Source organism: Streptomyces sp. NPDC001108, assembly GCF_053598535.1.
In genome coordinates this window covers 246,184-259,001 of record NZ_JBSFKL010000001.1, presented here as the reverse complement: position 1 = coordinate 259,001, position 12,818 = coordinate 246,184, and the positions used below count along the sequence as shown (strand labels likewise).

The window sequence follows — 12,818 nt, the reverse complement described above, 5'->3', positions numbered from 1 at the left end:
CTCTTCTTCCTCGTACTGACGTTTCACTGACGTTTCGCTGACGCCCCGGTGCGGCGCCGCCGTACCGGCCGTACCGGGGCCGTACCTGGGCCGACGGCCGGGCGGCCTCAGGCCAGGGACGCCGCGTGCTCCGGATCGATGGCGTGCGCGAAAGGCACGTCATGTATAAAGCGTCGGAGTTCGTCGAGCACAAGCTCTCCGAGACGATGACGTTCGGCCCCCAGGGCACCGCCGATGTGGGGTGTCAGGACCACGTTGGGAAGGGTGAACAGTGGCGAGTCATGGGCGGGAGGCTCCGGGTGCGTGACATCGAGTACGGCGGTGAGATCGGGCCTGGCGCGCAGGACCTCCGCCGCGGCGGCCTCGTCGACGAGCGCGCCGCGCGCGGTGTTGACCAGGGTCGCCCCCGGGGCCATGGAGGCCAGCAGCCGGTCCCCGACCATGCCGCGGGTCCCGGGCAGCAACGGGGCGTGCAGGCTGACGACATGGCTGGTGGCGAACAGCTCCTCGACGCCGACCAGCCGGACACCGGCCTCCCGGGCGGCCCCCGGGGAGGCGATCGGGTCGGTGGCCAGGACCTCGACGTCGAACCGGCCCAGATGGGCGGCGACCAGCCGGCCGATGTGCCCGAGTCCGAGCAGGCCCACGCGTGAGCGGTAGGCGCCCGGGACCCGGGGATCGGGCGGGAAGCGGCGGCTGCTCGCCATCTCCCGGGTGAGGCGGTGGGCGTGCTTCAGCCCGAGCAGGATCTGGGCGAGGGTGAACTCCGCCACCGGTACGGCGTTGGCCGCGGCGGCGGAGACGATCGGGATCCCGCGCGCCCAGAACTCGGGCGTGGTCAGGTGCTTCACCGAACCGGCGGCGACCAGGACCGCCCGCAGCCGGGGCGCGCGCGACAGGAGGGCTGCGTCGAGCACGGGCGCGCCCCAGCCGGTGAGCAGGATCTCGACCTCGCGCAACGCGTCCGGCGCGGCGTCGAGCTGCTGCCGCGTCAGGGGTGGGCCCTGCAGCCGGGTGAGAGCTCCGATCGCGGTCAGGACCTCGGGCGGATAGACGTCCGCCCTGCGTCCCTCCTCCATGACCAGCAGGGCGGTCGGTCGGTGGACCGGCTCGTTCATGGCGATGTGCTCCTCGGCTCTGCGCGGCCGGGCCGTCGGTCGGCCGGTCCGCGACCCTGATCGGGTGCGTGGGGAAATGTCTGACCGGATGGGGAAGATTGGCGTGGCTTGTTTATTGCCATGGCTGATGGGTGTGCAGCACGATACATCGGATGACTGAAAAGTCCTCGGGGGAAGCCGGGACATCCGATCCCTGTGATCGTCGCACTGCTCGCGGCGGTGAACGGTCGGATCCCGGCGAGGGATCGTTGCCTGGGGCAGTTAAATTCCCACGTCATGAGGTACTTTCACGGAAGGCTCAGTCCACCGTGCGTACCTCGTGTCACTGCCGGGCGGTCGTGGGGCCGCCCGGGCGGGCGAGGGTTCATCTCCGCGAGACTTTGTATTCATCGGACTATTGACCCCGGGATTCGGACCCCGTTAGCGTCCGAGCAAGCGCTTTCCAGGCCAGATGTGATGCGGCGAAAACAGGAGTTGTCATGCAGAGATCGCGGTGGATAGGTGCGGGTGTCCTCGCTTCGGCACTCGTCCTCACCGGCTGTAGTTCCGGGCCTGCGGGAGTGAACGCCAAGCAGGACCCGAAGGCACCGCTCGAACTGTGGACCCGGACGACACCGGGCGGACCGGGGGAGCAGGGCGCGCTCCGGCTCGCCGCCGCCTTCGAGAAGTCCACCGGCTTCAAGGTCGAGGTCACGGCGATCTTCGACGACTTCGAGACCAAGCTCCAGCAGCGCGCCGCGCAGAAGAACCTCCCCGACATCGTCCTGAACGACGTGACCCAGCTCGGCGCCATGCACAGCCAGGGCCTGCTCAGGGAGATCGACCTGGCCAAGCTCAAGAGCGGCAAGGACGTCGTCGCCCAGGGGCTGGACTCCGGCAAGAGCGTGGACGGCAAGCAGTTCGGCCTGCCGTACTCGGCCCAGGCGTCCGCCCTCCTCATCCGCAAGGACTGGCGCGAGAAGCTGAAGCTGGACGTCCCGAAGAGCTGGGACGACTTCGCCGCCATGGCCGAGGCGTTCACCACCAAGGACCCCGACGGCGACGGCAAGAACAACACGTACGGCCTCGCCGCCCCGCTCTCCACCAAGCGCGGATACGCCTCCTGGTACTTCTCCAACTTCCTCTGGGCGGCGGGCGGGGACTTCATCGCCGACGCCGGTGACGGGAAGTACAAGCCCGCGATGACCACGAAGGAATCGGTCCGGGCCGTGCAGTGGTTCCGCGACCTCGGCTGCCGGAAGAAGGCCATCCAGCCCGGCGCCGTCACCATGGAGACCCCGCCCACCAACGAGACCTTCGAGGCCGGCCGGACCGGCATGTTCGTCGTCGGCCCGTACCTGCTGCCCCGCTTCGACGAGACCCTCGGCAAGGACAAGTACGAGGTCGTCCCGATGCCCAAGGGGCCGAAGGACGCCACCGTGCTCGCCGAGGGCGGCTCCGTCTACCTGATGGCCGGCTCCGGGAACACGGCGGGCCAGGACGCCTTCGCCGACTTCGCGCTCTCCGCCGAGGGCCAGAAGACCGGGATGCAGGGCGAGACCGGCTTCACCGTCCAACTGCCCGTCAACAAGACGGTCGACATCGCCCAGGTCCGCCCCGACCCGCGCTGGAAGACCTACGCGGACATCTACCAGAGCTCCGGCCGCTACGCGCCGTCCATCCCGAACTGGACCCCGGTGCGGCAGACCACGGCCGACGCCGTCAACGCCCTGATGGCCGACTGCGGCCTGGACACCGCCACCAAGCTCAAGGCGCTGGACAAGCAGCTCGCCGACATCCTCGAGGAACAGGGAATCGCCGCGTCATGAGTCTCGACCAGGCGGGCCCGGCCACCCTCCCGGAGGCCGGGCCCGCCTCCCGGAAGCCGGGCCGCACGGCCGGCGGGCCCGACGGCCGCAGCGGGCCCAGCCGCCGGGCCGGCCGCTGGTGGACCCCGTGGCTGTTCCTGGCCCCGGCCCTGCTGCTCTTCCTGTACTTCAAGTTCATCCCCATGGTCAGCGCCCTGACCATGTCCTTCCAGGACGTCCAGCCCTACCTCGGCAACAAGTGGGTCGGCACCGACAACTACGCCACCGTGCTCCAGTCCGATGGCTTCCGCGAGGCCGCCTGGCACACCGTGGTCCTGGCCGCCGGACAGACCGCCGGATCGATGGCGCTCGGCCTGGTGCTCGCCCTGCTGATGGAGGGCCAGGGACGGCGGCTCGGATTCATCCGCTCCGCGGCGTTCCTCCCGGTGGTGGTGCCCATCGCGGTCGTCGCCGAACTCTGGCGGATCATGTACCACCCCAGCTCGGACGGGATGCTCAACTCCGTCCTCGGCCTGGTGGGTCTCGGCCCCTCCGGATTCATCAACGACCCGGACTCGTCGATGGCCTCCATCATGGTCACCGGCATCTGGCGGGGCGCCCCCTACGACATGATGATCTTCCTCGCCGGTCTGACCGGGGTGGACCGCGGCCTGTACGAGGCCGCGAAGGTGGACGGCGCCTCCCGGCTCCAGCGGGTCTGGCACGTCACGGTGCCCGGACTGCGCTCGGTCTTCTCGATCCTGTTCATCCTCGCCGCGATCCGCGGACTGCGGGTCTTCACCGAGGTGTTCCTGCTCACCAACGGCGGACCCGACGGATCCACCGAAGTCGTGATGACCCTGATCTACAAGCTCGGGCTGGAGCAGAACCGGCTCGGCGTCGGCGCGGCGGGAGCCGTCCTGCTGTTCCTCGCGACGCTGGTCCTCACAGTCGTCGTCCACCTGCTGCGACGGAGAGAGAGCAAATGAACGGGCCGACCGAGACCGCGCTGGGCCTGACCGAGAGCCGCAGCCCCGGCGGGCGGATCCTGAAGGCCGTCACCTACCTGCTCGTCCTGATCGTCTTCGCCGGGCCGCTGCTCGCCCTGCTCGTCAGCGCCTTCAGCCAGGTCAAGGACCCGACCCAGCTGAGCGTCGTCCCCTCCGGCGCCACCCTGGACAACTTCGAGGTCGCCTTCGACCAGGGTGTGCTCGGGTATCTGCTGAACTCCTTCTTCGTGGTCGGCTTCGGGCTGCTGCTCCAGGTCGCCGTCTCCGTCCTCGCCGGATACGCCCTGGCCCGCAAGGTCTTCCCCGGGATGACCCTGGTGCTGGTCGGCATCCTGGCCACGCTGATGCTGCCCGAGGAGATCCTGGCCCTGCCGCTCTCCGTGATCCTCGCCGACCTGCCGGTCGTCCACTTCAACCTCATCGGCACCCTCGCCGGAATGATTGTCCCGCTCGGTGCCTGGGGATTCTCCATCCTGGTGATGACCGAGTTCATGAAGGACGTACCCCGGGAGCTGGAAGAGGCCGCCCGGATCGACGGCGCCGGTGACCTGCGCATCTTCGCGCAGATCATCCTCCCGATGTGCAAGCCCGCGCTCGGTGTCATCGGAGTCTTCGGCTTCACCATGATCTGGGACCAGTACCTGCTGCCCCTCCTGGTCTCCACCGACTCCTCCTCGTACACCCTCCCGCTGGCGCTGCGCACCCTGCGGATCGACCCGGCCGTCACCCCCGGCGTGGTGATGGCCGCCTCCCTGCTGGCCCTGCTGCCCTCCGTGATCGTCTTCCTCTTCTTCCAGCGCTCCTTCGTGCACGGACTGGCCTCCGGCGCACTGAAGGGCTGACCCGGCGGACCATCCGCCCCGACCGCCCCGTACCCCCGCCCCGCTGCCGGCGCACCGGCCCCCGCCGATCGCCGACGAGAAGGAACGATGTCCATGACCCCGAGCGCCGCGACCCCCGACACCACCTGGTTCACCACCGACCGGTTCGGCATGTTCGTCCACTGGGGCCTGTACGCGCTGCCCGCACGGCACGAATGGGTCAAGAACCGGGAGAAGCTGACCGACGAGCAGTACCAGGTCTACTTCGACCACTTCGACCCCGACCGCTACGACCCCGTCCGGTGGGCCAGGACCGCCAGGGCGGCCGGCATGCGGTACGTCGTACTGACCACCAAGCACCACGACGGCTTCTGCCTCTGGGACAGCGCCCTCACCGAGTACAAGGTCACCAACACCCCCCACGGCCGCGACCTCGTCGGCCCCTTCGTCGAGGCCTGCCGCGCCGAGGGGCTCAAGGTCGGCTTCTACTACTCCCTCATCGACTGGCACCACCCGTCCTTCCCCGTGGACGGCACCCACCCGCAGCGTGACGACGAGGAGTTCAAGGCGGCCCACGCCGACCGCGACATCCGCGACTACCAGCGCTATCTGCACGGCCAGGTCCGCGAACTGCTGACCTCCTTCGGACGGATCGACTACCTCTTCTTCGACTTCTCCTACGAAGGCCGCACCTGGTGGGGCGGCAAGGGACCGGCCGACTGGGACTCCGCCGGGCTGCTGGGGACCGTCCGCGAACTCCAGCCGCACATCCTGGTCAACGACCGCACCGGCCTGCCCGGCGACTTCATCACCCCCGAGCAGTACCAGCCCTCCGGCCCCATGACCAAGGACGGCCGCCCCGTCCTCTGGGAGGCCTGCCAGACCCTCAACGGCAGCTGGGGCTACGACCGCGACAACCTCGACCACAAGAGCGCCGACCTGCTGATCCGGATGCTCGTCGACGGCGTCTCCAAGGACGGAAACCTGCTCCTCAACGTCGGCCCCACCGGGCGCGGCGACCTCGAACCCCGGGCCGTCGCCGTACTCGAATCGATCGGCCGCTGGATGGACCTGCACGAACGCGCGGTGCGCGGCTGCGGCCCCTCCTCGTACACCGCGCCCCCGGAGTGCCGTTACACCCAGCGCGGCGACCGGCTCTACGTCCATCTGTTCGCCTGGCCGCTGCGCCATCTGCACCTGCCCGGACTGGCCGGCCGGGTCCGCTACGCCCAACTGCTCAACGACGCCTCGGAGATCGTCCGGGTCCACATCGACCCCGACCGGCCCGCGCAGAACACCGAGATGGGCGGCCAGCCCGCCGGCACGCTCACGCTCGAAATCCCCGTACAGCGTCCCGACACCCCCGTACCCGTCATCGAGCTGTTCCTGAACGCCCCGGCCGAACCGGCCGCCGGCTGACACCGGACCGGCCCGCGCACACCACCACGCTCACGGAGGCACCATGCAACGCCGCACGTTCCTCATGGGTACCGGGGCGGCCCTCGCCGTCACCGCCACCGGCCTGTCCGCCGCGAACGCGTCCCCGGCCCCGGCCACCGTCGCCTCGCTGGACGAACTCCAGGCCGCGATCGACCGGGCGGGGCCGGGCGACCGCATCGTCCTGGCCGACGGCCGGTACACCGTCCCGTCCGACCGGCCGATCACCGTCCGGAACAAGCGGGGCACCGCACACGCCCCCCTCACCATCACCGCCCGGACCCCCGGCGGCGCCGTCCTCGACGGCGAACAGGGCTTCGTCCTCGACGCCTCCAGCCACATCACGATCAGCGGCTTCTCCTTCCGTCAGAGCACCACCTTCGACCTCCCGCCGAACTGCTCGCACATCAGGCTCAGCCGCAACGACTTCCAGCTCGCCGACATCGAGGGCCTCCACTGGCTGATGGTGCGCGCGGACGACAGCACCGTCGACCACAACCACTTCCACGGAAAGTCCACCCTCGGCATCTACCTCGGCGTCGAGGGAGCCGGTACGGAGGAGATGGCGCAGCGCGTCCACATCTTCCGCAACCACTTCTCCGACCACACCTTCCCCGGGGACAACGGCGGCGAGCCGATCCGGCTCGGCGTCAGCCCCCGCGCCCTGTCCAGCGCCCACGCGGTCGTGGAGTACAACCTGTTCGAGCGCGCCAACGGCGACCCCGAGGCCATCTCGGTGAAGAGCTCGGACAACATCATCCGGCACAACACCATCCGCGACAGCTTCGGCGGCATCGTGCTGCGCCACGGCAACCGCAACCGGGTGGAGGCCAACCACTTCCTCTCCGGCACGGAGGGCGTGCGGATCTACGGCAACGACCACGTGATCGTCAACAACCACCTCTCCGGCCTGGCCGGGCGGGCGATGGTGATCGGCAGCGGTTCGGAGCGCGACCACCTGCCCGGCGAGACCCCTGAGGCGCGGCGCGGCAACGACGCGCCCGACCGGATCCTCATCGCGCACAACACCCTGGTGGGCAACGGGGGCACCCTCTCCGGCGAGAGCCACCGCCCGCACGAGCCGCGCGACGTGACCGTCGCGGACAACCTGTTCGTCGCGGACTCGGGCGCACTGGTCGAGATGGCGAACACCGTACGGTTCACCTGGACCGGCAACATCCTGTGGGGCGCGGCCGGCGACGGGAACATCCCGGCCGACGGCTTCACCCGTGTCGACCCGAAGCTGGTGACGGGAGCGGACGGGGTCGCCCGGCTCGCCCCGGACAGCCCGGCCATCGGCGCGGCCACCCTGCGCAAGCCGCCCGTCACCCACGACATCGACGGCGACCCGCGCGGCCGCTCCCGGGACGTCGGCGCCGACCAGTACGCCCGGCGCGCGCCCCGCACTCCGCCGCTCACCCCGGCCGACGTGGGCCCGCTGGCCCGCTGACCCCCTCCCGGCACCGCACCTCCGGTCCGCCCGTCCCGGGCCGGGCGGACCGCCCCGGAGCACCCCGTCCCACTCGTCGCGACAGGAGACACCATGCAACGACGCACGTTCCTCAGGGGATCCGCGGTGGCGGCGCTCGCCGCCGTCCCACTCGGTACCTCGATGTCCCTCGAAGCCTCGGCGGCCGACAAGCCCGTCAGCACACTGGCCGAGCTCCAGAGCGCCATCAACGCCGCCGCCCCCGGTGACCGGATCATCCTCGCCGACGGCACCTACACCGTCCCGGCCGGCGGGGCGATCAACATCTCCGGGAAGAACGGCACCAGTGCCGCGCCCATCACCATCGTCTCCAGGAGCCGCGGCGGCGCGGTCCTCAAGGGCGAACGCGGCTTCGTCCTCGCCAACTCGACCAACATCACCATCAGCGGCTTCGCCTTCCGGCAGAGCACCACGCTGGAGATCCCGGTGACCTGCTCCGGGATCCGGCTGACCCGCAACGACTTCCAGCACGCGGACGCGGGCGACAAGTACTGGGTCGTCGTACGGGCCGACGACACGAAGATCGACCGGAACCACTTCCACAACAAGACGACCACGGGCATCTTCCTGATCGTCGACGGCCCCGGCTCGACCGACATGGCCCAGCGGACCCACATCTTCCGCAACTACTTCTCCGACCACAGCTTCGCCGGGGACAACGGCGGCGAGTGCATCCGCATCGGCGTCAGCGGACGGGCCCTGTCCGCCGCCAACGCGGTCGTGGAGTACAACCTGTTCGAGCGCGCCAACGGTGACCCCGAGGCCATCTCGGTGAAGTCCTCCGGCAACACCATCCGCTACAACACCATCCGCGACAGCCGCGGCGGGATCGTGCTCCGCCACGGCAACGGCTCCCGGGTCGAGGGCAACCACGTGATCGGCGGCCTGGAGGGCATCCGGCTCTACGGCAACGACCACCTGATCGTCAACAACTACCTCGCCGGACTGTCCAAGCGGGCCCTGGTGGTCGGCAGCGGCAGCACCCGCGACCACAACACGGGCGAGACCGAGGAGGAGCGCCGCGGCAACGACGCCGTCGACCGCGCGATCATCGTCCACAACACCCTCTACAACAACGCGGGTTCGCTCTCGGGGGAGAACCGGACGTACGAGCCCCGCAACGTCGTCCTCGCGGACAACCTGCTCGTCGGCAACACCGGAAGCCTGGTCGAGATGGGGGCGACCACCGGCTTCACCTGGCAGACCAACCTGCTGTGGGGCTCCGCCGCCGACGGCAACATCCCGGCCGGCGGTTTCACCCGCGCCGACCCGAAGCTGGTTGTGGGCGCGGACGGGGTCGCCCGGCTGTCGGCGGGCAGCCCGGCTATCGGCGCGGCCACCCTGACCGGGACGTCGGTGCCCGACGACCTCGACGGCGACCCGCGCGGCAGCAAGCGCGACATCGGCGCGGACCAGTACTCCACCGCGGTCGCCCTCCGGCACCCCCTCACCAGCGCGGACGTCGGGCCGAACGCGACGTGAACCGTGATGCCCGCAGCGGCCCGCCCACCCCGGGCGGGCCGCCCGCGCCCCTGATCACCCCGGGGATCTGCTCGGTCACCTTCCGACATCTGCCCGTCGACGACGTGGCCCGCCTGGCCGCGGACGCCGGGCTGGCGGCGGTCGAGTGGGGGGCCGACGTGCACGCCCCGCCCGGCGACCCCGACGCCGTCCGCGCCGCCCGCGAGGCGGCCGAACGGCACGGGCTGCGGTGCTGTTCCTACGGCTCCTACTTCCGGGCCGAGCCGGGGGGCCCGGCCGGACCGGACGACGGCTTCGCCCCGGTCGCCCGCGCGGCGGTGCTGCTCGGCGCACCCCGGGTGCGGGTCTGGGCGGGCACCACCGGGTCGCGGGAGGCCACCGCGGGGCAGCGGGCCGCGACGGTGGCGGCCCTGCGGGAGGCCGCCCGCACCGGCGCCGACCACGGGCTCGAACTCGGACTGGAGTTCCACGGCAACACCCTCACCGACACGGCCGCCTCCACCCTCCGGCTCCTGGAGGAGGTGGGCGCCGACAACCTCCGCACCTACTGGCAGCCGCCGCAGAACGCCTCCGACGAGGAGGCGCTGGACGGGCTCGCCGCCCTGGGCGACCGGGTCGGCGCCATCCATGTGTTCTCGTGGTGGCCCGGCAACCACCGGCTGCCGCTGGCGGACCGCCAGAACCTGTGGACCAGCGTCTTCGACCTGCTCGGCCGGCGGGGCGTCCCGCTGGAGGCGCTGCTGGAATTCGTGCCCGGCGACGACCCCGCCGTACTGGCGCGCGAGGCGGATACGCTGCGACGCGCGGCGGACCGGCGCTGAGCCACGCCCCCTTCGACCCCGACCTGGACGGCGAGAACATGCACATCAAGGACACGGACACCCTGCTCTTCATCGGTGACTCCATCACCGACGCCGGACGCGACCGCACCGACCCGGCGTCGCTCGGCAACGGATACGTCCAGGAGATCGCCCGCACCCTGGGCGAGCGCCCGGACGCCGGGCCGGGCCCCACCGTCATCAACCGGGGCATCAGCGGCCACCGGGTCTACGACCTCGAACCCCGCTGGACCACCGACGTCGTCGAGCACCGGCCCGACGTGGTCACGGTCAAGATCGGCATCAACGACACCTGGCGCCGCTACGACCAGCAACTCCCCAGCCCCATCGATGAGTTCGAGGGCTGCCTCGACGGCCTGCTCGCCCGGGCCGGGCAGGAGACCTCCGCGCGGCTGGTCGTGGTCACCCCGTTCCTGCTGCCGGTCACCCCGGAGCAGGCGGAGTGGTTCGAGGACCTGACGCCCCGTACCGAAGCGGTGCTGCGGGCGGCGCGCGCCCATGACGCCCTGCTGGTCCGCGCCGATCTGGTGCTGGCCCGCGCCGCCGAGGACAAGGAGGCGACGGAACTCGCCCGGGACGGCGTCCACCCGAGCCCGCTCGGCCACCGGCTGATCGCCGACGCCTGGCTCGCGGAGGTCGATGCCGCCTCCTGACGAGGGGCGGCCGGTCGACGGGAGCGTCTCGCACTCCTCGACCGGCCGCCCCGGGACGCGTCCGGAGGGATCAGTGCCGGGGCTCCTCGTCCTCCGCCGTGCGCTCGCCCTCGGCCTGCGACGGCTGGGTGCGCCGGGTGGCGGGGTGCCGCTCCTCGGTCGGGTCGCGGTCCTCGTCCAGTCGCTCGCCCTCGGCCTGGGACGGGGTCGAGTACTCGATGTTCTTGTCCATGGCCGCCTCCGTGATCGGGCTGCGTGCCTACACGTCCAGCCTAAGGGCTCTCCCGCACTTGTCTATTGGTTGCACGATCAATAGCATCGGGTCCGTGCCGCGCCGACGGGCCGGGCGACCGGGGATCCGCACCCGGATCGGTCACCATGTCCCAGAACGCCGAGCACCACCACAGGGCGGCGGACGGCGGTGACGGGGGACCGGCCCCTCCGCGCCGCCCACCGACCCCCTAGGAGTCCGTACGTGTACCCCGGCCTCGTTCTGCTCAACGCCCGCCTGCTGGATGTCGTCACCGGGGAACCGCTCCCGCAGACCGCCCTCGCCGCGACCGGCGGACGGATCTCCGCACTCGGCGACGACCGGAGCGTCCACGCCCTCGCCGGGCCGGCGACCACGGTGATCGACCTGAGGCGCGCCGTCGTGACCCCCGGGCTGGTCGACGGGCACATCCACCCCGTCATGGGCGCCGAACTCGCCCAGGGCCTGGATCTCTCCGGCTGCACCACCCTCGACGAGGCGCGCGCGGCCCTGGCCCGGGAGGTGGGCTCGCTGGCCCCCGGTGCGTGGCTGCGCGCCCACGGCCTGGACCCGAACGTCTTCGGCGACCTGCCCATGGCCTCCGCCTCCATCGGGCCGGTCCTGGACGGCGTCCCGGCCCTCCTGATGCTCTTCGACGCGCACTCCATGCTGGCCAGCCCCCGTGCGCTGGAACTGGCGGGCATCGACGGCCCGCGCCGATTCGAGCAGTCCGCCGAGATCGTCTGCGACGAGGCGGGCCGCCCCACGGGCCTGCTCCTGGAGGACGCCGCCTTCGAACCGGTCGAACGGGTGGCTCCGCAGCCCTCCCCGGCCGAGCGGCGCGCCCGCGTCGCCGAGGCCCTGCGCGAGGTGGCCGCCTCCGGGCTCACCGGCGGCCACGCCATGGACGCCAACGGCGACAGCCTGTCGCTCTACGCGGCGCTCGACGAGGCCGGAGAGCTGCCGCTGCGCCTCCGGGTCGCCCCCTGGTGCCAGCCCGGGGCCGACCACGAGGCGGTGGCCGGGATCGTCGGCCGGCAGGGCGCCGGCGGGCGGCTGTGGCGGGTGGCGGGCGTCAAGCTCTTCATGGACGGCACCATCGACAACGGCACCGCCTGGCTGGAGCGGCCCGACTGCCACGGCGAGTCCACCCATGCCTTCTGGCCCGACCCGGAGGCCTTCACCGCCGTCATCGGCCAGTTCCACCGGGCCGGGGTGCCCACCGCCACCCACGCCATCGGCGACGCCGCCGTCCGCCACGTCCTGGACGCGGTCGCGGCGGCGGCCGGTACGGACGCGCGTACCGTACGGCACCGGATCGAGCACATCGAGACGGTCCCCGACGACACCCTGCGCCGCTTCGCCGAGCTCGGCGTCATCGCGTCCATGCAGCCCACGCACTGCTGCGACTTCACCCGCGCCGACCACACCGACAACTGGTCCCGGCGGCTCGGCGAGGAGCGCGCCTCCCGCGCCTGGCGCTGCCGCGACCTCTGGGAGTCGGGCGCCACCGTCGTCCTCGGCTCCGACTGGCCCGTGGCGCCCTACCCCCCGCTCACGGTGATGGCCGGGGCCCGCCACCGCCGCCCCTCCCGCGACCTCACCCGCCCCCCGCACGGCCCGGAGCAGGCCCTCACCGCCCTCCAGGCACTCCAGGGCATGACCCTCAACCCGGCCCGCGCCGCGGGCGAGGAGCACGAGTCCGGACGGCTGGCCCCCGGCTACCGCGCCGACCTCACCGTCTTCGCCGAGAACCCCCTCACCACCCCCGCGACGGACCTGGCGGCCCTGCCCGTCCCGCTCACCGTGGTCGACGGACGCCCCACCCACCGCGACACCGGCCTCTGAGCACGACGGCCGCCACCGCCCGAGGGGCGCGGCGCGGTGCTCGGTACGCTGTGCTGCCCCGCCACGGGGCGGGGTGGAAAAGGG

General features: G+C 71.6%; 11 protein-coding genes. 9 read left to right on the top strand and 2 right to left on the bottom strand.

All coding sequences use genetic code 11. The features are described from left to right. Positions 1-107 precede the first annotated feature (107 nt). Positions 108-1,118 (bottom strand): hydroxyacid dehydrogenase, encoded by a 1,011-nt coding sequence (locus ACWC97_RS01105; RefSeq protein WP_450646651.1) that lies wholly within the window; start codon positions 1,116-1,118, stop codon positions 108-110. Positions 1,119-1,597: 479 nt separating this feature from the next. On the opposite strand from ACWC97_RS01105, the gene ACWC97_RS01100 reads away from it, so the two are divergent. The 8 genes from ACWC97_RS01100 to ACWC97_RS01065 all read left to right on the top strand — a co-directional run bounded on the left by ACWC97_RS01100 (position 1,598) and on the right by ACWC97_RS01065 (position 10,636). Then, the gene (locus tag ACWC97_RS01100; RefSeq protein WP_450646649.1) at positions 1,598-2,926 is read left to right on the top strand and encodes a sugar ABC transporter substrate-binding protein; all 1,329 of its coding nucleotides are present in this window, start codon (positions 1,598-1,600) and stop codon (positions 2,924-2,926) included. Further along, entirely contained in the window at positions 2,923-3,894 is a 972-nt protein-coding gene (locus tag ACWC97_RS01095) for a carbohydrate ABC transporter permease (RefSeq protein ID WP_450646647.1), read from the top strand. Before ACWC97_RS01100 ends, ACWC97_RS01095 begins: the two co-directional genes overlap by 4 nt. Next, positions 3,891-4,757, top strand: a complete 867-nt coding sequence (locus ACWC97_RS01090; RefSeq protein WP_352276527.1) for a carbohydrate ABC transporter permease — start codon at positions 3,891-3,893, stop codon at positions 4,755-4,757. Before ACWC97_RS01095 ends, ACWC97_RS01090 begins: the two co-directional genes overlap by 4 nt. Before the next feature lie 93 nt (positions 4,758-4,850). Further along, positions 4,851-6,155 carry an alpha-L-fucosidase gene (locus ACWC97_RS01085; RefSeq protein ID WP_352276528.1) on the top strand — a complete coding sequence of 435 codons (1,305 nt, stop codon included), beginning with the start codon at positions 4,851-4,853 and terminating at the stop codon, positions 6,153-6,155. A 43-nt stretch (positions 6,156-6,198) separates the two neighbouring features. Then, complete coding sequence (locus ACWC97_RS01080; protein WP_352276530.1) at positions 6,199-7,623, top strand: polysaccharide lyase 6 family protein; 1,425 nt, start codon at positions 6,199-6,201, stop codon at positions 7,621-7,623. A 93-nt stretch (positions 7,624-7,716) separates the two neighbouring features. Continuing rightward, positions 7,717-9,144, top strand: coding sequence for a polysaccharide lyase 6 family protein (locus tag ACWC97_RS01075; protein WP_450646644.1), 1,428 nt, complete (start codon positions 7,717-7,719; stop codon positions 9,142-9,144). Further along, positions 9,141-9,965 (top strand): sugar phosphate isomerase/epimerase family protein, encoded by an 825-nt coding sequence (locus ACWC97_RS01070; protein ID WP_450646642.1) that lies wholly within the window; start codon positions 9,141-9,143, stop codon positions 9,963-9,965. The genes ACWC97_RS01075 and ACWC97_RS01070 overlap by 4 nt, the downstream gene beginning before the upstream one ends. A gap of 38 nt (positions 9,966-10,003) precedes the next feature. Then, entirely contained in the window at positions 10,004-10,636 is a 633-nt protein-coding gene (locus ACWC97_RS01065; protein WP_450646640.1) for an SGNH/GDSL hydrolase family protein, read from the top strand. A gap of 70 nt (positions 10,637-10,706) precedes the next feature. Here the strand turns inward: ACWC97_RS01065 and ACWC97_RS01060 are convergent, their stop codons facing one another. Continuing rightward, on the bottom strand, positions 10,707-10,868 hold the full coding sequence (locus ACWC97_RS01060) for a hypothetical protein (RefSeq protein ID WP_450646638.1): 162 nt from the start codon (positions 10,866-10,868) through the stop codon (positions 10,707-10,709). Between the two features lie 243 nt (positions 10,869-11,111). Between ACWC97_RS01060 and ACWC97_RS01055 the strand changes: the two genes are divergently transcribed. Continuing rightward, positions 11,112-12,734, top strand: coding sequence for an amidohydrolase (locus ACWC97_RS01055; protein WP_450646636.1), 1,623 nt, complete (start codon positions 11,112-11,114; stop codon positions 12,732-12,734). The last annotated feature ends 84 nt before the right edge of the window (positions 12,735-12,818 follow it).

Coding starts and splice junctions, on each gene's coding strand:
- ACWC97_RS01065 (WP_450646640.1), top strand. CDS start 10,004: ATGCACATCAAGGACACGGACACCCTGCTCTTCATCGGTGACTCCATC.
- ACWC97_RS01090 (WP_352276527.1), top strand. CDS start 3,891: ATGAACGGGCCGACCGAGACCGCGCTGGGCCTGACCGAGAGCCGCAGC.
- ACWC97_RS01100 (WP_450646649.1), top strand. CDS start 1,598: ATGCAGAGATCGCGGTGGATAGGTGCGGGTGTCCTCGCTTCGGCACTC.
- ACWC97_RS01105 (WP_450646651.1), bottom strand. CDS start 1,118: ATGAACGAGCCGGTCCACCGACCGACCGCCCTGCTGGTCATGGAGGAG.
- ACWC97_RS01080 (WP_352276530.1), top strand. CDS start 6,199: ATGCAACGCCGCACGTTCCTCATGGGTACCGGGGCGGCCCTCGCCGTC.
- ACWC97_RS01075 (WP_450646644.1), top strand. CDS start 7,717: ATGCAACGACGCACGTTCCTCAGGGGATCCGCGGTGGCGGCGCTCGCC.
- ACWC97_RS01060 (WP_450646638.1), bottom strand. CDS start 10,868: ATGGACAAGAACATCGAGTACTCGACCCCGTCCCAGGCCGAGGGCGAG.
- ACWC97_RS01085 (WP_352276528.1), top strand. CDS start 4,851: ATGACCCCGAGCGCCGCGACCCCCGACACCACCTGGTTCACCACCGAC.
- ACWC97_RS01095 (WP_450646647.1), top strand. CDS start 2,923: ATGAGTCTCGACCAGGCGGGCCCGGCCACCCTCCCGGAGGCCGGGCCC.